Source organism: Glycomyces sp. NPDC048151 (assembly GCF_043202775.1).
GTDB lineage: Bacteria > Actinomycetota > Actinomycetes > Mycobacteriales > Micromonosporaceae > Glycomyces.
Window position 1 is genome coordinate 217,729 of the sequence record NZ_JBIDBB010000001.1, and the last position, 21,306, is coordinate 239,034.

At 71.2% G+C, this 21,306-nt stretch carries 23 protein-coding genes; 15 read left to right on the forward strand and 8 right to left on the reverse strand.

Going from position 1 to position 21,306, the window contains the following annotated elements:
- Positions 1-253: 253 nt before the first annotated feature.
- Positions 254-1,600 (forward strand): dicarboxylate/amino acid:cation symporter, encoded by a 1,347-nt coding sequence (locus ACGGCP_RS01035; RefSeq protein WP_392959271.1) that lies wholly within the window; start codon positions 254-256, stop codon positions 1,598-1,600.
- A 61-nt stretch (positions 1,601-1,661) separates the two neighbouring features.
- On the opposite strand, the gene ACGGCP_RS01040 is transcribed toward ACGGCP_RS01035, so the two are convergent.
- Both ACGGCP_RS01040 and ACGGCP_RS01045 read right to left on the reverse strand, forming a co-directional pair.
- Positions 1,662-2,897 carry an oxygenase MpaB family protein gene (locus ACGGCP_RS01040; protein WP_392959274.1) on the reverse strand — a complete coding sequence of 412 codons (1,236 nt, stop codon included), beginning with the start codon at positions 2,895-2,897 and terminating at the stop codon, positions 1,662-1,664.
- A gap of 77 nt (positions 2,898-2,974) precedes the next feature.
- Positions 2,975-3,667 (reverse strand): TetR/AcrR family transcriptional regulator, encoded by a 693-nt coding sequence (locus tag ACGGCP_RS01045; protein WP_392959277.1) that lies wholly within the window; start codon positions 3,665-3,667, stop codon positions 2,975-2,977.
- Positions 3,668-3,812: 145 nt separating this feature from the next.
- Between ACGGCP_RS01045 and ACGGCP_RS01050 the strand changes: the two genes are divergently transcribed.
- Together ACGGCP_RS01050 and ACGGCP_RS01055 are read left to right on the forward strand one after the other, a co-directional pair.
- Positions 3,813-4,562 (forward strand): DUF2306 domain-containing protein, encoded by a 750-nt coding sequence (locus ACGGCP_RS01050; protein ID WP_392959279.1) that lies wholly within the window; start codon positions 3,813-3,815, stop codon positions 4,560-4,562.
- A 111-nt stretch (positions 4,563-4,673) separates the two neighbouring features.
- Positions 4,674-5,831: a DUF418 domain-containing protein gene (locus ACGGCP_RS01055; RefSeq protein WP_392959282.1), complete on the forward strand. Its 1,158-nt coding sequence runs from the start codon at positions 4,674-4,676 to the stop codon at positions 5,829-5,831.
- Between the two features lie 52 nt (positions 5,832-5,883).
- Here the strand turns inward: ACGGCP_RS01055 and ACGGCP_RS01060 are convergent, their stop codons facing one another.
- From ACGGCP_RS01060 to ACGGCP_RS01070, 3 genes are read right to left on the reverse strand one after another with little or no spacing between them, the layout of a single operon-like run.
- The gene (locus ACGGCP_RS01060) at positions 5,884-7,392 is read right to left on the reverse strand and encodes a tripartite tricarboxylate transporter permease (RefSeq protein WP_392959284.1); all 1,509 of its coding nucleotides are present in this window, start codon (positions 7,390-7,392) and stop codon (positions 5,884-5,886) included.
- Positions 7,393-7,402: 10 nt separating this feature from the next.
- Positions 7,403-7,921, reverse strand: a complete 519-nt coding sequence (locus ACGGCP_RS01065; RefSeq protein ID WP_392959287.1) for a tripartite tricarboxylate transporter TctB family protein — start codon at positions 7,919-7,921, stop codon at positions 7,403-7,405.
- Positions 7,918-8,916, reverse strand: a complete 999-nt coding sequence (locus ACGGCP_RS01070; protein ID WP_392959290.1) for a Bug family tripartite tricarboxylate transporter substrate binding protein — start codon at positions 8,914-8,916, stop codon at positions 7,918-7,920. Before ACGGCP_RS01070 ends, ACGGCP_RS01065 begins: the two co-directional genes overlap by 4 nt.
- Before the next feature lie 100 nt (positions 8,917-9,016).
- Between ACGGCP_RS01070 and ACGGCP_RS01075 the strand changes: the two genes are divergently transcribed.
- On the forward strand, positions 9,017-10,714 hold the full coding sequence (locus tag ACGGCP_RS01075) for an ATP-binding protein (protein WP_392959292.1): 1,698 nt from the start codon (positions 9,017-9,019) through the stop codon (positions 10,712-10,714).
- Positions 10,711-11,400 (forward strand): response regulator, encoded by a 690-nt coding sequence (locus ACGGCP_RS01080; RefSeq protein ID WP_392959294.1) that lies wholly within the window; start codon positions 10,711-10,713, stop codon positions 11,398-11,400. The genes ACGGCP_RS01075 and ACGGCP_RS01080 overlap by 4 nt, the downstream gene beginning before the upstream one ends.
- On the opposite strand, the gene ACGGCP_RS01085 is transcribed toward ACGGCP_RS01080, so the two are convergent.
- The gene (locus ACGGCP_RS01085) at positions 11,397-11,927 is read right to left on the reverse strand and encodes a hypothetical protein (RefSeq protein ID WP_392959297.1); all 531 of its coding nucleotides are present in this window, start codon (positions 11,925-11,927) and stop codon (positions 11,397-11,399) included. The genes ACGGCP_RS01080 and ACGGCP_RS01085 overlap by 4 nt on opposite strands.
- Before the next feature lie 119 nt (positions 11,928-12,046).
- On the opposite strand from ACGGCP_RS01085, the gene ACGGCP_RS01090 reads away from it, so the two are divergent.
- The gene (locus ACGGCP_RS01090; RefSeq protein ID WP_392959299.1) at positions 12,047-12,673 is read left to right on the forward strand and encodes a ClpP family protease; all 627 of its coding nucleotides are present in this window, start codon (positions 12,047-12,049) and stop codon (positions 12,671-12,673) included.
- Entirely contained in the window at positions 12,670-13,257 is a 588-nt protein-coding gene (locus tag ACGGCP_RS01095; protein WP_392959302.1) for a ClpP family protease, read from the forward strand. Before ACGGCP_RS01090 ends, ACGGCP_RS01095 begins: the two co-directional genes overlap by 4 nt.
- Here the strand turns inward: ACGGCP_RS01095 and ACGGCP_RS01100 are convergent.
- Positions 13,254-13,574, reverse strand: a complete 321-nt coding sequence (locus ACGGCP_RS01100; protein WP_392959305.1) for a helix-turn-helix domain-containing protein — start codon at positions 13,572-13,574, stop codon at positions 13,254-13,256. The genes ACGGCP_RS01095 and ACGGCP_RS01100 overlap by 4 nt on opposite strands.
- 110 nt (positions 13,575-13,684) lie before the next feature.
- Between ACGGCP_RS01100 and ACGGCP_RS01105 the strand changes: the two genes are divergently transcribed.
- Genes ACGGCP_RS01105 through ACGGCP_RS01130 form a run of 6 tightly spaced genes read left to right on the forward strand, consistent with a single transcriptional unit; the run spans position 13,685 to position 17,999 of the window.
- The gene (locus ACGGCP_RS01105; RefSeq protein WP_392959307.1) at positions 13,685-14,014 is read left to right on the forward strand and encodes an ArsR/SmtB family transcription factor; all 330 of its coding nucleotides are present in this window, start codon (positions 13,685-13,687) and stop codon (positions 14,012-14,014) included.
- The gene (locus ACGGCP_RS01110; RefSeq protein WP_392959309.1) at positions 14,011-14,481 is read left to right on the forward strand and encodes an SRPBCC domain-containing protein; all 471 of its coding nucleotides are present in this window, start codon (positions 14,011-14,013) and stop codon (positions 14,479-14,481) included. Before ACGGCP_RS01105 ends, ACGGCP_RS01110 begins: the two co-directional genes overlap by 4 nt.
- Positions 14,482-14,527: 46 nt before the next feature.
- Positions 14,528-15,124: a sugar O-acetyltransferase gene (locus tag ACGGCP_RS01115; protein ID WP_392960411.1), complete on the forward strand. Its 597-nt coding sequence runs from the start codon at positions 14,528-14,530 to the stop codon at positions 15,122-15,124.
- Positions 15,117-15,662, forward strand: a complete 546-nt coding sequence (locus ACGGCP_RS01120; protein ID WP_392959312.1) for a TetR/AcrR family transcriptional regulator — start codon at positions 15,117-15,119, stop codon at positions 15,660-15,662. Before ACGGCP_RS01115 ends, ACGGCP_RS01120 begins: the two co-directional genes overlap by 8 nt.
- A 25-nt stretch (positions 15,663-15,687) precedes the next feature.
- The gene (locus ACGGCP_RS01125; RefSeq protein ID WP_392959315.1) at positions 15,688-16,671 is read left to right on the forward strand and encodes a phosphotransferase family protein; all 984 of its coding nucleotides are present in this window, start codon (positions 15,688-15,690) and stop codon (positions 16,669-16,671) included.
- A gap of 2 nt (positions 16,672-16,673) precedes the next feature.
- The gene (locus ACGGCP_RS01130) at positions 16,674-17,999 is read left to right on the forward strand and encodes an MATE family efflux transporter (protein ID WP_392959317.1); all 1,326 of its coding nucleotides are present in this window, start codon (positions 16,674-16,676) and stop codon (positions 17,997-17,999) included.
- Here ACGGCP_RS01130 and ACGGCP_RS01135 read toward each other — a convergent pair.
- Positions 17,992-19,254 (reverse strand): DUF418 domain-containing protein, encoded by a 1,263-nt coding sequence (locus ACGGCP_RS01135; protein ID WP_392959319.1) that lies wholly within the window; start codon positions 19,252-19,254, stop codon positions 17,992-17,994. The genes ACGGCP_RS01130 and ACGGCP_RS01135 overlap by 8 nt on opposite strands.
- Positions 19,255-19,469: 215 nt before the next feature.
- Here ACGGCP_RS01135 and ACGGCP_RS01140 point away from each other — a divergent pair, with 215 nt between their 5' ends.
- Together ACGGCP_RS01140 and ACGGCP_RS01145 are read left to right on the forward strand one after the other, a co-directional pair.
- A complete protein-coding gene (locus ACGGCP_RS01140) occupies positions 19,470-20,129 on the forward strand; it encodes a response regulator (protein ID WP_392959321.1) in 660 nt (219 codons plus the stop codon).
- A complete protein-coding gene (locus tag ACGGCP_RS01145; RefSeq protein ID WP_392959324.1) occupies positions 20,126-21,253 on the forward strand; it encodes a sensor histidine kinase in 1,128 nt (375 codons plus the stop codon). The genes ACGGCP_RS01140 and ACGGCP_RS01145 overlap by 4 nt, the downstream gene beginning before the upstream one ends.
- Positions 21,254-21,306: the final 53 nt, after the last annotated feature.

Here is a 21,306-nt window from a genome sequence, read left to right on the forward strand (position 1 = left end):
CGATATGCGAGAACCGCTACCGTTGGCTGGCGATGCGCTACACGATCACGAACCAGCACCTGACACGCAGGCGTCACCTCGACTTCTGCCGCGTGTCGACCGTGCTCTGTCGTTAGCACGAACCTCTTCACCGGCGGGCTCGCCGATGACTCCCTTCTTCTCCGCTGGCCTTGAGCCCACCCCAGCGTTTCCCTGGTAATTCCCGCAGCACGGCGGTGCCCGCCGCGTGCTGTCCTCGAAAAAGAGGTTCCCCATGTCCGCAACCGCGGCAGCAAACGACACGAAGCAGCGCAAGCGCTTCAAGATCTCCTTCGCCTGGCAGCTCCTGATCGGCCTCGCGCTCGGCCTCGTCCTCGGGTACGTCGCCCGCGAATGGTCCGTGGCCTGGCTCGGCACCACCCTCGAGACGATCGGCACGCTGTTCGTACAGCTGCTGTTCCTGATCGTCCCGTTCCTCGTGTTCACCGCGATCGTCGCCTCGATCGCGAACCTGCGCAACCTCGCGAACGCCGGCCGCCTGGTCGCCAAGACCCTCGGCTGGTTCGCGCTCACCTCGGCCATCGCCGTCGCCATCGGCCTCGCGATCGGCCTCACCACCAACCCCGGCGAGGGCGTGACCCTCACCAGCGCGGCCGCCGCACCGGAGACCACCGGCTCGTGGACGGACTTCCTCACCGGGATCATCCCCACGAACGTCGTCGACGCGTTCGTGAACGTCAACGTCCTCCAGATCGTGTTCCTCGCGATCGTGGTCGGCGCGGCCGCCGCGAAGCTCGGCGACAAGGCCGAGCCGTTCCTGAAGTTCAACGCCTCCGCGCTGGCTCTGATCCAGAAGGCCCTGTGGTGGGTGATCCGCCTGGCGCCCATCGGCACCGCGGCGCTCATCGGCAACTCGGTGTTCGCGTACGGCTGGGACCTGCTGGAGCCGCTCGCGGTGTTCAGCATCGACATCTACGTGGGCGCGCTCATCGTGATGCTCGTGGTCTACCCGGTGCTGCTGCGCCTGGTCGCGAAGGTCTCGCCGGTGCAGTTCTACCGCAAGGCGTGGCCCGCGGTGCAGTTCGCGTTCGTGTCGCGCTCGTCGGTCGGCACGCTGCCGCTGGCGCAGCGGATCGTGACCGAGCGCCTGGGCGTCTCGCGCGACTACGCGGCGTTCGCGTCGCCGTTCGGCGCGACGACGAAGATGGACGGTTGCGCCGCGATCTACCCGGCGATCGCCGCGATCTTCGTGGCGCAGGTGTACGACGTGCCGCTGGGCATCCAGGACTACCTGCTCATCGCGTTCGTCTCGGTGATCGGCTCGGCCGCGACGGCGGGCCTGACCGGCGCGACCGTGATGCTGACTCTGACGCTGTCGACGCTGGGCCTGCCGCTGGAGGGCGTCGGCCTGCTGCTGGCGATCGACCCGATCATGGACATGATCCGCACGGCCACGAACGTGACCGGGCAGATGGTGGTGCCGGTGATCGTGGCGAAGTCGGAGAAGATCCTCGACCGCGAGGTCTACGACGCCAAGCCGGTCCCGCTCGACGCCGAGTCGGCGTTCGGTGGCCAGGACGAGCCCGCCCGCAAGGGCGAGCCCGCGCTGCAGCCCGCATAGAAGCTTTATTCTCTCCTGAAATACCGGGGGCCGGTCCGCACAAGGACCGGCCCCCGTTTCGCTATGCCGTGCCCGAGGCGGTCGCGGGCCTGCCGGTCGGGAGCTGCAGGTCGTAGTCGCGGAAGTCGACGGCGTACCACGCGGTCATCTTCGAGGCGATGTCGAACATTTTGGCGTGCAACGGGACGAGCAGCGGGTACTGGAGTTGCACCTGGTGCGCGGACTGGGTCATGAGCGGCGCGAGGGTCCGCACCCCGGCGTCGGTCACCGGGTTCGTCTTGATCTCCAGGATGTCGGCGACCTCTTCGTCGAAGTGCTTGACGAGCGACCCGCCGATGGCGCCCGCGCCCGGGAAGAACTTCCGGTCCATCCACTCGAGCATGTTGTGCGCCAGCTCTTTGCCTTCGGCGGACCAGCCGCGGTAGGCGCGGGAGTCGGCGATGACCGCCTCGGACTGCTCGTAGGTGCGCGGGTTGTACTTCGGATCGATGCCGAGCAGCCGCCCGGCCACCCACGACATGGAGGCGAGTTCGTCGATCTGGGTGCGGGTCATGTCGACGCCGTTCTTCGCGGCGAGCCCCACGTTGTACATCGTGACGTACATGATCTCTTCGGTCTTGAGCCGCTGGCTGATCGGCGTCCCGTCGGTCTCGGCGTCCCAGCCGTGGCGCAGTGCCATGTGGCGGGCGGCGGCGTGGACGAGCCGGAGCTTGCCGAGGCTGACGACGGCGTTCCCCTCCGGAGCCCAGTTGCCGTCGCCGAGTCCGTCCCACAGGGTGTTGAAGGTGCGGGAGAAGCGGCGCCCGATGTCGGCGACGAGGTCGAACTTCGCGTAGTAGACGGACTTGGCCAGCAGCGGGTCGGCGAGGGCGGTGAAGAGGCCGCCGCAGCCCTCGGCGACGCTGAGCGCCTCCATGTTGGCCTGCACGAACTTCGCGAGCTCGCTGCCGGTGAAGCCGTCGGTGATGGCCTGTTCCTCAGCGGTGAGCACGGCGTGGGCCTGGAGGAACTCGGCGGCCTCGGCGGGCGCTCCGTCGGGGACGGGCTGGTCGTTGCGGGTCCAGGTCTTGAACGCCGCGTTCAACTGCTCGACCTGGTTGTCGGCGTAGAGGGACTCGATCAGCCGGTCGGCCTCCGGGTCGCCTTCCCTCGTCGCCGGCTCGCCGGCCAGGACCCAGCCGTCGGTCCCGGCCGCCTCGGCGGTCCGTCCCGGGACGAGCCCCGCGGGGTCGGCCGCCGCGGCGGCGCCTGCGGCGAGTGCTGTCAGAGCGGTACGTCTGGTGATCGATGGTTCCATGCCAGCAATGCTGAGGGAGTCGACGGCGAAGCCCGGTCCGACACGCCCGAACAGCGGGGAAGTCGCGGACGGCGGGGTCAGCGCTGCGATTCGAAGTGGCGTTCGAGGCCGTCGAGGATCCGTTCGAGCCCGAACGCGAAGTGGTCGGCCATCTCGCTCGCGGGGGTGGCGGCGGGGTCGGCGAGGCGGGCGAGGTTGGGGTAGCGCTCGCGCATAGCCGGGTCGGCCAGGAACTTGAAGTACTCGGTGTCCTCGTCGGTCGCGTTGTCGATCTCGGGGCGGACCGCGCCGAGGATGAAGCAGTCGACGGTGAGCACGCTGATGAGCCCCAGTCCGGCGGGGAGGCCGACGGCGGTGAGGCGGCCGATGACGGCGTCGACCCAGCCGGCCTCGCCCGGGCCCATGGACCGCTCGGAGGTCGCGACGGCGAGCGCCCACGGGTGGGTGGTGAAGAGCTCGCGTACGCCGAATCCCCAGTGGCGCAGGAGGTCCCGCCAGTTGTCGGCTTCGGGGAGGACGAGCGGCCCTGTCATGAGGGAGTCGTACATGAGGATGACGAGCTCGTCCTTGCCGGGGACGTGGCGGTACAGGGACATGACGCCGCTGCCGAGGCGTTCGGCGAGGTGCTTCATCGAGACCTTCTGCAGGCCTTCGGCGTCGGCGATGGCGACGGCCTCGGCGACGATGCGCTCGCGGCTGAGCCCGGCGGGGCGTCCGCGTCCGGGCCGGGTCGCCTCGCCCCAGAGCAGGTCGTAGTCGGTCTTCCCCACTGGTGCGTTCCTTCCGCTCGCGTCCCGTGCACCGGAGCCTACGTCGCGCCGCCGAAAGCCGGCACGCCTCAGGCTTGCGTATGTAGTACGCTAATTAGCGTATCGCATACGCATCGATCGGAAACCCAGATCGGAGACCACCCCCATGGCCGAGCCGACCCTCCTCGCACCCGCACCCGAAACCCCTCCCGCGCAGGCGAAACCGAAGTGGTACCGCCGCCCGTGGATCGTCCCGCTGTTCGTGATCGTGGGCCTGTTCGTGGCCGCCAGGCTGCCGAGCTACCTCACGTTCGACACCGGCGATTCGCTCGTCGAACTCCAGGAGGCCTTCCCCGAGACGCACTACCTGATGCTCACCGGGCACATCCTGTTCGGCTCCATCGCGATCATCACCTGCTCACTCCAGGTCTGGCCGTGGCTGCGCCAGCACCACCCGAAGGTCCACCGCATCTCCGGCCGCCTCTACGTGTTCGCGGGCGTCGTGCCCTCGGGCGTCTTCGCGATGATCGTCGCCGTCATGTCGGTGATCGGCCCGCCCGGGAAGATCGGCAATCTCATCGGCGCCTCGCTGTGGTTCCTCTGCACCTTCGCCGGTCTCGTCGCGGCCCGGCGGCGGCGCTTCCAGGAGCACCGGCGCTGGATGATCCGCAGCTTCGCCCTGTGCACGTCGATTGTGGTCAACCGGGTGTGGCTGGTGGTCTTCCTGTTCGGGCTCATGCCGTTCCTCGACGGCTACTACGGCGGCGACATGGACGCGCTCATCGAGGACGCGGCCGTCGCCTCGATCTGGACGAGCTGGATCGTCAACCTGATGATCGCCCAGTGGTGGCTCGACCGGAAGCCCAAGCGCGGAAAGCGCGCCGCGCCTGCCACCAAAGTCGCAGTGGCGGCCTGAGCCTCCCACTTTCGGGGCGGCCGGGGTTCCCTCTCCGGTCGCCCCCACGGCGGGTGAAAGTCCATGCTGCGGAAGGATTCTTTCGGGCCCGCCGCACGCGAACCTGGATACATGCACACCTCTACCGCGGCGGTCCAGACCGCCGAGACCAAGCCCGCTTCGAAGCGCATGCCGCTGCTCGACGTCCTGCGCGGCGTCGCGATCCTCGGCACGCTCGGCACGAACATCTGGATCTTCGCCTCACCCGCGGGGGAGGCGGGGCCGCTGCTCAGCTCCTCCGGGGCGACCACCGACGACTCGTTCGTCGGCGCGCTCTTCGAGCTGCTCACCAACGGCAAGTTCCTGTCGATGCTCACCGTCCTCTTCGGCGTGGGCCTCGCCATCCAGTTCCGGTCGGCCGAGAAGCGCGGGAACCGCTGGCCGGGCCGCTACCACTGGCGGGCCCTGTTCCTCTTCGCCGAAGGCACCGTCCACTTCGTCCTCGTCTTTGCGTGGGACGTGCTCATGGGCTACGCCGTCACGGCGATCCTCGTCGCCTGGATGCTCCGGCGCTCGCAACGGGCACAGAGCGCGGTCATGTGGACCGCGCTCGGCCTGCACCTGGTGATCATGGGGCTCATCACCGCCGCGTTGACTGCCGGGCCCGGCCTGGAGCAGCAGTCCGACCCCGAGGTCGAGGCGCTCTACGCCTCCGGGACCTGGTGGGAGCAGGTGCAGTTCCGGATCGACAACGCCCTCGCGTTCCGCATCGAACCGGTCGTCACCTTCCCGCTCCTGGTGTTCCTGTTCATGCTGGGCGTCAAGCTCTTCCGCGCCGGGGCCTTCGGCGGCGACCAGACCGGCAGCCGCATCCGCCGCCGCCTCCTGGTGTGGGGCCTGGGCATCGGCGTCCCGCTCAACATCGCGGTCATGGCCGGGCCCGACGGGCTGTTCTTCCTGGAGCGGTACGTCGCCGCGCCCGTGGTCATGCTCGGCTACATCGGCCTGGTCGGGTTCATCGTGGAGAAGGTGCGGCGCGGGACCGTCATGGGCGCCTTCGAGAGCCTCGGCCGCACCGCCCTCAGCGGGTACATCCTGCAGAACGTGCTCGCCTCGGCGCTCTGCTACGGCTGGGGCCTCGGCCTCGCCGCGCGGTTCGACCACAGCCCGTGGCTGGTCCTCGCGCTCTGGTCCGGCATCAGCGCCGTCCTGCTCGTCGGCTCGAGCCTGTGGCTGCGCCGCTTCACGACCGGCCCGGCCGAGATGCTGCAGAAGGCCGTCCTGAAGTAGCGAAACGAGGTGCGGGCCGGAAGCCCCCGGCCCGCACCTCCCCCTCTGGCGATCAAGCAGTGACGGCCTCGCGGTCCCGCGCGGCCCGGCGGCGGAGCAGCGACACCAAGGGCCACAGCGCGATCACGGCCACGATCCCGTACACCGTCCACGACACCGGCCCGCCGATGAGGCCGGACAGGTCGCCGCCGGAGAGCTGGAGCGCCATGCGCGCCTGCCGCTCGGCCATCGGGCCGAGGATCACGCCCACGATCATCGGCAGCATCGGGATCCCGAAGCGCCGCATGCCGAACCCGAGCAGGCCCAGCGCGAGCAGGACGTACAGCTCGAACGCCTGGCCGCTGGTCGCGTACGCGCCCATCGACGCGAAGAACAGAATGCCCGCGAACAGGTACGGCTTGGGGATGCGCAGCAGCTTCACCCACATCGGGATGAGCGGCATGTTCAGCACCAGCAGCATCGCGTTGCCCACGAAGAGCCCGGCGATGAGCGTCCACACCAGCGCCGACTCCTTCTCGAACAGGAGCGGGCCCGGCTGGATGCCGTACGTCTGGAACGCCGCCAGCATGACCGCCGCCGTCGCGTTGCACGGCAGGCCGAGCGCGAGCATCGGCACGAGCGTCCCGGCCGCCGAGGCGTTGTTCGCCGCCTCCGGGCCCGCGACGCCCTCGATCGCGCCGTTCCCGAACTCCTCCTTGTGCTTCGAGAGCCGCCGTTCGGTCACATAGGACAGGAACGTCGGCACCTCGGCGCCGCCCGCGGGGACCGCGCCGAACGGGAAGCCCAGCGCGGAGCCGCGCAGCCACGGCCCCCACGAGCGCTTCCAGTCGCTCTTGCCCATCCACACCCGGCCGACGGGCACGATCTCGTCGTTCCCGTTGCGGCGGCGCGCGGCCGTCCACAGCGCTTCGCCGACCGCGAACGCGCCCACCGCGAGCACGACCACGTCGATGCCGTTCGCCAGCTCCGGGACGCCGTAGGTGAGGCGCTGCTGGCCGGTCACCGCGTCGATCCCGATGGTGCCGATGACCAGGCCGACCAGGAGCGACGCGAAGCCGCGGATGCGCGAGGACCCGAGCACCGAAGCCGTCGCGATGAGCGCCAGCATCATGATCGCGAAGTACTCGGGCGCGCCGAGGCCGATCGCGAACTCGACGGTGATCGGGGTGACGAACACGAGCGCGATCGTCGCGATCGTCCCGGCCACGAACGAGCCGATGGCGGCGGTCGCGAGGGCCTGCCCGCCGCGCCCGTTCTTCGCCATCTTGAAGCCCTCGAGCACGGTGACCACCGAGGACGACTGCCCCGGCGTGTTCAGCAGGATCGCCGTCGTCGAGCCGCCGTACATGCCGCCGTAGAAGATCCCGCCGAACATGATGAACGCCTGGGTCGGCTCCATGCCGTACGTGATCGGCAGCAGCAGCGCGATCGCCATCGCCGTGCCCATGCCCGGGAGCATGGAGACGGCCGTGCCGATCGTGACGCCGATGAGCGCGATGAGCAGGTTCTGCGGCGTCAGGATCGCCCCGAAGCCGTCGATAAGCGCATTGAGGTTGTCCATCCCGGCCCCCCTACAGGATTCCCTGGAGCACGCCGGCCGGCAGGCCGAGGCCCAGGCCGATCGCGAACCCGTAGAACGTGGCCAGGCCGAGCACGACCGCCGCCGCGAGCGTCAGGAAGTACCGGCGCGAGCCGAGCACGATCGCCGCGCCCCAGAACAGGAGCGAACCGGAGATGACCCAGCCGAGCCAGTCGATGAGCAGCGCGTTCGCGATGAACACCGCGCACAGCAGGCCGACGGTCTTCCAGTCGTACCTGTCGCCCGCGTGCTTGCCCTCGTCCTCGCCGTGGCCGCCGCGCAGCGCGTCGAGCGCATAAAAGGCGGCGACGACGATGAGCAGCACGCCGAGGATGATCGGCACCGGCTTGGGGCCGATCGGGTCGTTCGACGCGGAGAACCCGCCGAGGCGGGAGGCGTCGACGATCACGAGGACGCCGAGCACCGTCAGGAACCCGCACACCCACAGCTGCGCCAGGTCCCGTTTCGGGGCCGCGACCTCCTCGACCGCCGCTTCGGTCTCGACGGTCATGCCAGGCCCAGTTCCTGGAGCGTCGCGGCCACGGTGGCGTCCTGCTCGGTGAGGAAGTCGCCGAACTCGTCGCCGGTGATGAACGCGTCGGTCCAGCCCTGCTTCTCCAGCTCCTCCTGCCACGCGGCGGAGTCGTGCATCGCCGTCAGCGCGTCGATCCACGCCTTCCGGTCGGCGTCCTCGATCCCGGGCGGGGCCACCCAGCCGCGCCAGTTCGTGAACTCCAGGTCGATGCCGGACTCGATGAACGTGGGGGCGTCGGGGACGACGTCGACCCGGTCGGCGCCCGACACCGCGAGGACCCGCAGCTGACCGGCCTCGATCTGGTCGATGAACTCGCCCACGCCGCTCGCGCCGAACGCGATCTTCTCGCCCAGCAGCGCGGGCAGGAGCTCCCCGCCGCCGTCGTAGGACACGTAGTTGACCTCGGTCGGGTCGATCCCGACGGCCTTCGCCAGCTGCATCGGCAGCAGGTGGTCGGGGCCGCCGGGGGAGGAGCCGCCGCCGACGGTGACGCCCTTGAGGTCGCCCTGCCAGGCCGTGACCAGGTCCTGGACCGTCTGGAACGGGGACGCGGCGGGCACGACGATCGCCCCGGACTCCTCGACGAGCTTCGCGAGCGGCGTGGTCGCCGTCAGCTTCGCCTCGGAGTTCTGCGTGTAGGAGGCGCCCACGACGCCCAGGCCCATCTGCATGGCGAGCTTGCCGTTCGCCTCTTCGCTGACGACCCGCTGCAGGCCGACCGTGCCGCCCGCGCCTTCCAGGTTGAACACCTCGATCGCCTTCGCGATCGACTCGTCCTCCATGATGCGGGCGATCGAGCGGGCGGTCGTGTCGTAGCCGCCGCCGGGGCTGTTGGGCACCATGATCCGCAGACCGGTGAGCGGCCCGCCGTCGCCGCCGCCGTCTTCGGCGGTCAGACCGCAGGCCGTGGCCGTGGCGGCGAGGGGGACGGCCGCCGCGGCGCTGAGGAGGGCCCTCCGGGGAAATTTCATCGTCGTTGCTCTTTCATTTCGAGGGTGCTGTGAGAGACGATGGTCACCCCGACGCGGCCCCGGCGTCAGCCTTGTGTCCGTAACGATCATTGAGTTCATTGTGTTCAGCCTGCGATTTCGCCTCCTTCCACGCCGCCCGACCCTCGCCGGACAGCTCCTCGCGTTCCAGCTGACGGTGGTCCTCCTCGTGCTCGCCGCCGTCGCGGGCGTCTCGCTCGCCCAGTCGCAGGCGGTGTTCACCATCGAGGAGGGCCGCCGCGTCACGCAGCTCGCCGAGAGCCTCGCCTCCTCCGACCTGGTGCGCGGCCGCCTGCCCGCGCCGCTGCCGAGGGAGACGCTCGCGCCCGAGATCCAGTCGAGCCTGGAGCGCTGGCAGGTCTCCTCGGTGACGATCGCCGACGCCCGAGGCGAGGTCGTCGCCTCCACGAACCCGCTGCTCATCGGCACCGAACTGCCGCTCGGCGCGGGCGTCCTCGACGGGCGCGGCTGGCGCGGGGAGATCGAACTGGGCGGCCGCACCGAGCTCGTCGGGCAGGCGCCCGTGCTCGGCCCGGCGGACGGTGAGGCCGACGGCGAAGGCGACGACACGATCGTGCAGCTCGGCGTCGCCGTCGTCGGCCAAGAAGTGCCCTCGGCGGGCGCGATGCTCGCCGGGGACAGCCCCGACCTGCTGCTCTACCTCGGGATCGCCTCCACGCTCGGCGTCGCCGGGTCGTGGCTGCTCGCGCGGCGCATCAAGCGCCAGACGTTCGGGATGGAGCCGCGCGAGATCGCCGGGCTCGCCGAGCACCGCGAGGCGATGCTCTACGGCATCGCCGAAGGCGTCGTCGCCCTCGACCCGCAGCACCGCGTCACCCTCGTCAACGACGTGGCCCGCCGCCTCCTCGACCTCCCCGACACGGCCGTGGGCCGCACGCTGGGCGAGCTCGACCTCTCCGCGCGGCTGCGGGACGTCCTCGCGGGCGCGGCCGAAGGCGCCGACCAGGTCGTCCTGCAGGGCAACCGCGTCCTCGTCGTCAACCGCATGCCCGTCGCCAAGGACGGCCGCCCGCTCGGCTCGGTCGCCACCCTCCGCGACCGCACCGAGCTCGCGCAGCTCGAACGCGACCTCGGCTCGTTCCGGTCGACCGCCGAGGCCCTGCGCGCCCAGGCGCACGAGTTCGACAACAAGCTCCACACGATCTCCGGGCTCATCCAGATCGGCGAGCACGACGAGGTCGTCAGCTACATCGACGCGCTCAACCGGCACCGGCAGTCCCTCGACCTGCACATCGCCGAGCCGATCCGCGACAAGGCGATCGCGGCGCTCCTCATGGCGAAGTCCGCGCAGGCCTCCGAGCGGCGCGTCCGCCTCGACATGGCCGACGGGAGCGCCCTCGCGCCGCTCGCGGCCGAGGACTCCGCCGACGTCGGCACCGTCCTGGGCAACCTCGTCGACAACGCCGTCGAGGCCGCCGCCGGGCACGTCCGCGACGCGCCCCTGCCGCGCCGCTCCGACACCGACGCGTGGGTGTCGGTGCTCATCTTCACTGAGCCCTTTAACGGAGTCGAAGGGGCCGTTCGGATCACCGTCGAGGACTCCGGCCCGGGCGTCCCGCCCGAGACCGCCGGGGAGGTCTTCGAGCACGGGTACACGACGAAGGCCGCCGCGGGCGAGCACGGCATCGGACTTGCGCTCACCAGGCTCGTGTGCGAGCATCACGGCGGCTCCGTGGCCCTGGAGCACACCGAGCGGGGCGCCCGCTTCACCGCGGTCCTCCCGCTGCTCCACCATCCCGCCGTGAAGGAACCGACATGATCGATGTGCTGGTCGTCGACGACGACTTCCGGCTGGTCAACATCCACCGCGGCTTCGTCGAACGCACCCCGGGGTTCCGCGTCGTCGCATGCGCCCGCACCGGCGAGGAGACCCTCGCGGCCCTCGCCGAGCACCGGCCCGACCTGGTGCTCCTCGACCTGTACCTGCCCGACGTGTTCGGGCTCGACCTCCTGCCGCGCATGCGCGCCGAAGGCCACGAATGCGACGTCATGGTCATCTCGGCGGCCCGCGAGGCCGAGGCCGTCCGCGCCGCCGTGCGGCTCGGCGTCGTCTCCTACCTGCTGAAACCCTTCGGCTACGAGGACTTCGCCGAACGCCTGGAGCAGTACGCGAACCGCCGCGCCGGGCTCGCGGCCGCCGCCGTCCGCGACCAGGCCGACGTCGACCGCGCCTTCGACCGCCCGGCCACCGGCCCGATCAACCTGCTGCCCAAGGGGTTCAGCAACGAGACCGCGAAACTCGTGGAAGGCGCCCTGCGCGAGACCCCCGACTCGCTCTCGGCCGCCGAATGCGCCGAGCGGATCGGCGTCTCCCGCGTCAGCGCCCGCCGTTACCTCGAGCAGCTCGCCGAGACCGGCCGCGCCGAAGTCGCGCTGAAGTACGCGGGACGGGGCCGCCCGGAGCGCCGCTACCGCTGGCGCCGACCGGACGGCAGCCCGGCCTAGGTGTCAGTGGTGTTCGCGTCGCCGTTCGGGCCCACCAGGTACCAGACGTTCTGCACGCCTTGGCCTTCCGTCTCGCCCGGCTCGTCGTCCTGCGCGTAGTAGTACAGCGGCCAGCCGTTGTAGGTGACCTGCATGGTGCCGTCGGTGCGCTCCACGGTGCCGATGAGCGCGGCGTCGACCGCGCCGTTCGCGCCCACGTCGCCGCCCGCGATCATCGGCGGCCACGCCGTCGCGCACGAGTCGTAGCAGGTCGGGGTGTTCGGCGTGTCCGTCGTGAACAGGTACAGCGCGAAACCGTCGCTGTCGACGAGGAACTCGCCGTGGTCGTCGTCGGTCGCCGTCCCGAGCGAGGCGTCGGCCGCGGCCGTCGGCGACTCCGAAGGCGACTCGGACGCCGAAGTCGGGTCGGCCCCGTACGGGCCGCCGTCCGATCCGCCGTCGGAGTCGCCGCACGCCGCGGCCCCGAGCAGGGCGAACGCGGCCGCCGCGGCGGCGCACGCGCGCTGGTGTCGTATCCATCTGGTCATGCCGGGAGCCTAAGCAGCCGAGGGCCCGGCCCGGGGGATTTCCGCCGCGCTGCTCAGAGCGGATCCGCCCCAGGCTGAAACGGTGGCGGCCCGGCGGCGCGCCCGGCCATCGTGGAGTCATGAGTGAAAACGGGAAACCGCCGCTGTTCGACGACCGGGCCAGGCGCGAGCTGTTCCAGCAGCGCGTGCTCGTCCTCGACGGCGCGCTGGACGACGACAACGGGACCCTGCTCGCCACGCAGATGCTGTCCCTCGCCACCGAGAACCCCGCCGCCGACATCGCACTGTGGATCCACTCCCCGGGCGGATCGGTCCCCTCGATGCTCGCGATCCGCGACGTCATGCGGCTCATCCCCTGCGACGTGTCCACGCTCGCGCTCGGGTTGGCCTGCAGCGCAGGGCAGTTCCTGCTGTCCTCCGGCACGAAGGGCAAGCGCCGCGCCCTGCCGCACGCGCGCGTCCTCATGCACCAGGGCTCGGCGGGCATCGGCGGCGTCGCCGTCGACATCGAACTGCAGGCCAACGACCTGCGCCACACGCGCGACACCGTCCTCGGCCTCATCAGCGAGGACACCGGCCAGCCGCTGGAGAAGATCTTCGAGGACTCCCTCCACGACCGCTGGTACACCGCCGCCGAAGCCCTCGACTACGGCTTCATCGACGCGATCGTGTCGTCCTTCGACGAGATCGCACCGCACGCGCGCCGCAGCATCGGCCTGAGCCTCCAGGGAGGGGCCACCTCATGAGCACCTACTCGATCCCGAACGTGATCACCAAGAACGAGCGCGGCGAGCGGATCATGGACGTCTACTCGTACCTGCTCAGCGAACGCATCATCTACCTGGGCACGGGCATCGACGCCGGGGTCGCGAACGCGCTCGTCGCGCAGCTGCTGCACCTCGACGCCGAGAACCCCGACCGCACGATCAACCTCTTCATCAACTGCGAGGGCGGCGACCCGAGCGCGATGCTCGGCGTCTACGACACGATCCGGTACATCAAGGCCAAGGTCGCGACCACGTGCGTCGGCCAGGCCGTCGCGGTCGGCGCGGTGCTCCTCGCCGCCGGGGCCGAAGGCATGCGGGCGGCGCTGCCGCACGCGCGCGTCGTGCTCCACCAGCCCGCCGCCCAGGGGCGCGGGGCGATCCCGGACCTCATCCTCGCGGCGGACGAGATCGTGCGCGTGCGCTCCGACATCGAGGCGATCCTGTCCCGGCACACCGGCCAGACGCCCGAGACGCTGCGCGCCGACACCGACCGGGACCGCGTCTTCACCGCCCAGGCGGCGAAGGACTACGGCCTCATCGACCAGGTCATGGAGGAGCGCTAGGCGGCCAGCGCGTACGCCGAGCGGTGGACGTAGGCGGTCACGGATGCCGTGAACTGCACCGAGAGCCGCTCGGCGACGGCGACCGTCAAGTCGGTGAGCGTGAGTTCCAGGGCCCCGGCGACGGCGGCGATCATCTCGCTCGACGGGTCCTTCATGCCGCGTTCGATCTCGGAGAGGTACTGCGGTGAGATCCCGGCCCGCCCGGCGGTGTCGGTGAGCTTCTCGCCGCGGTCGTGGCGGAGGTCGCGGAGGCATTCGCCGAGGGCGTCGCGCCAGAGCGGCTCGCCGTCAGGCTTGGGTGCAGCAGTGTCGGCCATGCCTCATCGTAAGGCCGCCGGAGGCCCCGGGACCAGGTCGTTTCGCTGTGAGCGGATCGGAGAACACTAAGCCCTTGCGCTAACTATTCTTCGAGCGCATACTTAGCCTTATGGCACAGTATTCGGAGGAGCTCGACGGGCTCTTCGTCGCCCTCGCCGACCCCACCAGGCGCGAGGTCGTGCGACGCCTCGGGCGCGGCCCCCAGAGCGTCGGCGACCTCGCCCGCGCGTTCCCGATCACCCTGCCCTCGTTCATGAAGCACGTGCGGACCCTGGAGGCGAACGGCCTCATCCGCACTTCCAAGTCCGGCAGGGTGCGCACCTGCGCGCTCCGGCGCGAACGCCTCGACCTCGTCGACGGCTGGCTCGCCGAGCAGCGCCGGATCTGGGACGACCGCACCGACAGGCTCGAACGCCTGGTCACCGAGGAGGAGCAATGAATCCCGAACTCGACCTCGCGCTGCAGCGCGTCATCCGCGCCCCGCGCGACCGCGTCTGGCGGGCCTGGACCGACCCGGTCCGCTTCGCGCAGTGGTGGATCCCGGCGCCGATGGCCTGCCGCGTCGACCGCCTCGAGCCGCGCCCCGGCGGCGCGCTCGTGACCCGCATGAGCGAGGACGGCGCGACTTTCGTCCCGCATCTGGACGCGTGCTTCCTCATCGCCGACGAGCGCGAGCGCATCGTCTTCACCAACGGCCTCGACAGCGCTTGGCGCCCTTCGAGTCCGCAGCCGGTCGCGATGACCGCCGAGATCACGTTCGGCGAGCACCCGGACGGCACCGACTACCGGGTCCTCGTCCGCCACGGCGACCCCGCCGCCCGCGACCTCCACGAGAAGCTCGGCTTTGCCGAAGGCTGGGGCACCGTGACCGGCCAACTCGCGGCCCTCGCCGAAGCCGAGTCCTGAACGCCGGTGTACGGCCGTACCCCGGAGGTGTACGGTCGTACACATGATTGCCGAGGACTACTTCGCGGGCGACGACCGCACCATGCGGGAGCGGATGCTGGCCGGGGACTTCTACCTGGCGGACGACCCCGAGCTCGAGGCCCTGATGCAGCGCGCGGCGGTCCTCTCCGAGCGGTACCGGGCCGCGTTCACCGAGGACTACGCGACCGCCCGCGGGCACCTCGCCGAACTGCTCGGGGAGCTCGGCGAGGACGCGTACATCCGGCCGCCGCTGTACGTCGACTACGGCTCGAACCTGCGCATCGGGGCGCGGTCGTTCGCGAACTTCGGGCTCGTCGCGCTCGACGTCGCGGCGATCACGATCGGCGAGGACTGCCAGTTCGGCCCGAACGTGCAGCTCTTGACGCCCACCCACCCGCTCGAGCCCGGGCCGCGGCGCGACAAGCTCGAAGCGGCCAAGCCGATCACGATCGGCGACAACGTGTGGCTCGGCGGCGGTGTCATCGTCTGCCCCGGTGTCCGGATCGGTGACAACACGGTCGTGGGCGCGGGCGCGGTCGTCACGCGCGACCTGCCCGCGAACGTCGTCGCGGTCGGCAACCCCGCCAAGGTGATCCGCACCCTCGAGCCCGAACGTGGCTGAGCCCCGCCGCCCCGACCCGGGCAGGCGCGACCGCATCATCGACGCCTGCCTCGACGTGATCGCCGAAGCGGGCGTCGACGGCACCTCCCACCGCAGGGTCGCGGCCGCCGCGGGCGTGCCGCTCGGCTCGATGACCTACCACTTCAACGGGATGGACGAGCTGCTCCAGGAGGCGTTCACGCGCTTCGGGACCTCGGTCAGCGACGAGTTCGAGCGGCACATGGCCGCCGCCGCCGACCGCGAGGAGGCCGCGGCGGCGGTCGTCGCGATCATCACCGAGACCGTCTTCGACTCCCCGCGCGACCTCGTGCTCACCCACGAGCTCTACACCCTCGCGGCCCGCAAGCCCGCCTTCCGCGCGCTCACCAACGCCTGGATGGCCCGGTCCCGCGCGGCCCTGGAACGCCATTTCGACCCCGCCACCGCCCGGATGGTCGACGCGCTCATCGAGGGCCTGACCATCCACCGCGCCCTCGACACCGAGCCCCACGACCCGCGGATCGTCGCCGAGGCCGTCCGCCGCGTCACCGGTATCTGAAGTCCCCCTAGGAGAAAGCACCGCAATGGAGAGCATCACCAAGAACCGCCAGACCCCCGAGACCCTCAAAGCCATGGTGGCCAAGGCGTTCGGTCCGGACGAGGTCCCGGTCGGCGAGGACTTCGCCGCAGAGCTCGGCCACGGCTGGTTCAACGTCGCCTACCGGATCCGGCTGCGCGGCGGCCGGGAGGTCGTCCTCAAGATCGCGCCGCCGCCGGGCGTCGAGGTCATGACGTACGAGCGGGGCGCGATGGACATCGAGCTGGCCTCCCTCGCCCTCATCCGCGAGCACACCGACGTCCCCGTCCCCGAGGTCCTCTTCGCCGACACGGGCCTGGAGCTGTGCGACGCGCCGTACTTCTTCATGCCCTACATCGACGCCGACAACATCGGCATCATCGAGGGAGCGCTTCCACCAGAGGAGCTGGCCGCGTACTGGGAGCAGCTCGGTGCCCGCAACGCCGAACTCAACGCGATCAAGGGCACCGGCTTCGGGCCGTTCCTCGACCCGCGCTTCCCCACCTGGCGGGCCGCCTTCACGCAGATGTGCGAGGACGTCCTCGCCGACGGCGAACGCCGCGGCGTCGACCTCGGCTTCGACTACGGCACGGTCCGCGCCGTCATCGCCGAGCACGAAGCGAGCCTCGACGAGGTCACCGAACCCCGCTTCGTCGAATGGGACCTGTGGCCCAGCAACGTCATGGTCAAGGACGGAAAGATCGTCTGCATCATCGACCACGAGCGCGCCTTCTGGGGCGACCCGCTCATGGAGGCCGGGTTCTGCGGCGCCGAGCTGCCCGCGATGTCCGACGCCGACGCGTTCGCCCGCGGCTGGGGCCGCGGCCCCCTCACCGACACCGAGCGCGTCCGACGCCGCCTCTACGGCCTCCACCTCATCCTGATCATGATCATCGAGACGGACTACCGCGGCCACACCGACACCAAGCAGTACGACTGGGCCCGAGGCCTATTGGTCGAGCTCATGACCCTGTTCGCCCACAAGGGATAGCCGTGCCCGCCAGGACAATCGAAGGCGTCGGCGCGCTCGCCGCCGCCCCGGTCGGCCGCCTGCTGCGGCACGGCACCGCGCAGGCGACCATGTCCGTCGGCATATACGGGATCTACGCGCTCACCAACGCCGCGTTCGTCGCCCACGGCGTCGGACCGGCCGCGATGGGCGCGGTCAACCTCGTCGCGCCCGTCCTCCTCGTCGTCGGCGCGCTGTCGACCACCGTGGGGTCGGGAGGGGCGTCCCTGGTCTCCAGGCGTCTCGGCGCGGGCGACGGCGAGGGCGCGGCCCGGGCCGCCGGGGCCGCGTTCCTGGTGTTCTGGGCCGGCGCCGCCGCCGTCGCCGCCGCGGGCCTGGCGCTGCTCGAACCGCTCCTGGACGTCCTCGGCGCCCAAGGCGAACTGCGCGGCTACGCCCGGGACTACGCGGTGGTCATCCTCGCGTCCACGCTGGTCGGCACCGGGTTCTCCAGCCTCGTGCGCGCCGAAGGACGCCTCCGCTTCGCCACCATGCTGTGGGTCGTCCCGGTCCTCGTGCAGATCACCCTCGACCCGGTCCTCATCTACGGCCTCGACATGGGCGTGCGCGGCGCGGCCCTCGGCACCGCGGGCGGCCAGGCCGTCTCCGCCGCGATGAGCCTCTGGTTCTTCTTCGGCAGACGCGAGCGCCCCTACCGCATCCGCGCCCACCACCTGCGCCCCCACTGGCCCACCGTCCGCGCGCTCCTGGCCGTCGGGTCCCCGGCGATGCTCGCGGGCCTCGGCGCGACCGCCCTGACCCTCATCGTCAACAACACCCTCGCCGGGCTCGGCGCGGCCGCCGCGATCACCGCCTACGCCGCCTGCACCCGCATCCAGACGTTCGCGACCATGCCGCAACTGGGCATCAGCCAGGGCATGCAGCCGATCGTCGGCTTCAACGCCGGACGCGGCGACGCCGGACGCGTCCTGCGCACCCGCACCCTCGCCCTGCGCGCCACCCTCGCCTACAGCGCCGCCGCCGCGTTCCTCACCGCCCTCTTCGCCCCGCAGCTGACGACGCTCCTCCTCGGCACCCCCGCCCCCGAGGCCGCGACCGCCCTGCGGATCATCGCCGCCGGACTCGCGTTCTCCGGCGTCCCGCCCCTGGTATCGGCCTACTTCCAGGCAGTCGGCCGCCCCCGGCCCTCCTACGCCGTGTCGATCGGCACGCTCCTGGCCCTCAAGATCCCCGCCGTCCTCGCCTTCAGCGCCCTCGGACCCACCGGCGTCTGGATCGGCCTCGCCGCAGGAGAACTCGCCGCCGCCGCGGCGGCGGCGGTCCTCCTCAAGCGTCCGCGCGCTACTTGACGTACTTCGCGGGCTTGGTCGCGAGGTTGAGCAGGTACTCGAGCGGGCCGCGCCTGAAGAATCGCGACCAGACCGCGGCGAAGACGACCGCTCCGGCGATGAGCGTCAGCACCGGCACCCAGGAACCGCGGACGCCGCCGCCGGGCAGCGAGAGCCAGGACATGACCGCGAAGTGGCCCACATAGGCCGTCAGGGACATCGTGCCGACCGCGACGAGCGGCGCCGCGAGGCGGCGCAGGCGCGGCAGCCGGTCCATCAGGAACGTCGCGCCCACGATCACCAGGATCGCGACGCCGACGCTGCCGACGATGTCGAACGTGGTCCCGCTGTGCGGCCCGGCGACGAACAGCTCGCGGACCGACGGCTGGTAGTCGAACGAGCCGCTGTCCATCGGCGGCTTCGACGAGCCCGACCACGAGCCGGAACCCGAGCCGGACGACCCGTCCTCGGCCATGCTCCGCAGCGCGTCCTTGCCCGCCAGCAGCAGCGACAGGCCGTACGCGACCGCCGTGAGCCCGGCGCCGAGGGCGGCGAGACGCCGCTGGTTGGCGGGGGCGGACAGGTCCACACGTCCCAGGGCCATGCCCGCGACCACGAACGCGATCCAGGGGACCGTCGGGTAGAAGCCGGTGAACAAGAGGTCGATCACGCCGACGCCGCTGAGCCGCTCCAACGGGTCGTACGCGTCCACGGCCTGCTGGACGGAACCGCTCAGCAACGGGCGCATGAGGAACGCCGCCTGCGGCCCGGCGACCGCGAGCGCGGCCGCGGTGATCGCGAGCGCCTTCCCGCTCAGCCTGAGGAACAGCATGGCGACGAGGAAGTAGACCCCGTAGAAGCCGATGATGATGACGTCCCCGTAGAACTTCGCCAGGAGCGTGCCGAAGGCGAGCAGGACGACCGCGCGGATCGCGATGCGCGCCTTCGCCTTCCGCCCGGCCAGGCCGGTCTTCGGCTCCCTGCGGCCCGCGATGAGCATCAGCGAGAAGCCCGCGAGGGTCGCGAACAGGACCGACGAGTGCCCGTCGGCCATGTACCGCACCCAGGTGCCGACGCCGCTCGTGGTCGAGAGCATCGGCCCGACGTGGACGATGTACATGCCGAACACGGCCAGCGCGCGGGCCAGGTCCACCCCGACGAGGCGTCCCATCGACGCGTCGCCTTTCGCGGGGGGAGCGGTCAGCGCGGGATCGGGAGACGGGCCGGGCGCGTGCTCGCGCGCTGCCTTCTCGTGCGGCGGTTGCGAATGAGTCATGGATCCAGCCTCCGTTGGCGCGGGCGCGCCCGCCTCCGGCGAAGGTCCGCCGCGCCGCCGCGGACGGCGGGAACCGATCCCCCCGGGCAGGGGCCGCCCGCCCGCCGACCGACCGGGAAACCCCTGCCGACCGGCGGAAATCGCCGCGGAACCGCCGCGGAACGTCCCGGCCGTGCTACGAATCGACCCGTGGCAACGACAGCAGAGGAGCAGCCGTGATCCGGGTCCTGATCGTCGACGACGAGGCGCTGATCCGCAGCGGCATCGAACTCATCCTCAACGCCGCGCCGGACATCGAGGTCGTCGGCGCGGTCACCGGCTCCCGCGCGGTCGCCGAGACCGAACGGCTGCACCCCGACATCGTGCTGCTCGACATCCGCATGCCCGACGTGGACGGCCTCACCGTGCTCGACCGCATCCTCGCGAAGTCGTCGCCGCCCGTGGTCGCCATGCTCACCACGTTCGACAACGACGAGTACGTCGCCGCCGCCCTCCATCGGGGCGCGGCCGGGTTCCTGCTCAAGGACACCGCCCCCGACCACCTGGCCCTGCAGGTGCGCACCCTCGCCGCCCACGGGGTGGTCCTCTCCCCGAAGGTCACCTCCACCGTCGTCGACGGCTACCTCGCGTCGACCCGCAGGCCGACCGCCGACACCGTCCTCGTCGACACCCTGACCGACCGGGAGCGGGCCGTCCTCGTCCACCTCGCCGACGGACTCTCCAACGCCGACATCGCCGCCCGCCTCTACCTCGGCGTCGGCACCGTCAAGGACCACGTCTCGACGATCCTCGCCAAACTCCAGGTCGCCAACCGTGTCCAAGCCGCGCTCCTGGCCGAACGCGCGGGCCTGCTCGACCACGGAGAGCAGCGTTGAAACCGCTCGCGGCCCGGTGGCGCTCGGGCTCACGCTGGCCCGCCGTCCTCCTCGACGCCGCCCTCGTCGCCGTGGCCGGAGCCGACCTGGCGTTCAACCACATGCCCGGGAACTGGTGGGACGACGCCGTCCTCGTGGCCGGGGTGGCCGCGCTGGCCGTGCGCCGCCGGTTCCCGCTGGCGGTCTTCATCGCCACGCTCCCGATGCCGCTGCTCATGGGCCAGTCCGCGGCGTCGCTCATCGCCCTGTTCACGGTCGCGTGCACGACCCGGAACCGGTGGCTGCTCAGCGGCTGCGCCCTGGTCTACGCGGGTCTGACCATCGCCCCTTGGTGGGGCGGCGGCGACATCCTGGCCGAATCGGCCTGGCCGGTGTGGGGCGTGTACTCGCTGGCGCCCGCGGGCGCGGCGGTCTTCCTCGGACAGCTGCTCCAGACCAAGCAGGAGCTGTCCCGGCGCCTTGAGGAGATCGGCGAGGTCCGCGAGCACGAGCAGGCGCTGGCGACCCAGAAGGTGCTGGCGCAGGAGCGCGCGCACCTGGCCCGGGAGATGCACGACGTCGTCTCGCACCAGGTGAGCCTGATCGCGGTGCGGGCCGGGGCGCTCCAGGTGAGCAGCCGGGAGCCGGCCGCGCAGGAAGCCGCCGACACGATCCGCACGCTCGCGGCGCGCACGCTGGACGAGCTGCGGTACATGGTGAGCGTGCTGCGCGCCGGAGGCGGCGAGGGCAACGGCCTCGCGCCCCAGCCGACCCTCGACCAGCTCGGCGAGCTCGTCGACAACGCCGGCATGCAGGTGGACCTCGAGACGGGCCCGCTGCCGGAGCTCAGCCCCCCGCTGCAGCGGGCGATCTACCGCACGGTGCAGGAAGCGCTGACGAACGCCCGCAAGCACGCCCCCGGCGCCGCCGTCCGCGTCCGGGTCGCCCGAGCCGACGGCGCCGTCGTGGCCGAGGTGGTCAACGCGGCCCCGAACCGCCCGGTGATGCCGCTGCCGAGCGCGAAGCACGGCCTCATCGGCCTCAAGCAGCGCGCCGAACTCCTCGGAGGCACCTTCGAAGCGGGCCCGACGAACACGGCAGGCTGGAGGGTGGCACTGCGCGTGCCCCTGAAACCGACGACCTGAGCCCGCAAGACGGGATGCCCTGCCTATTGCGGACACTGCCCCTGCCTCCTGTT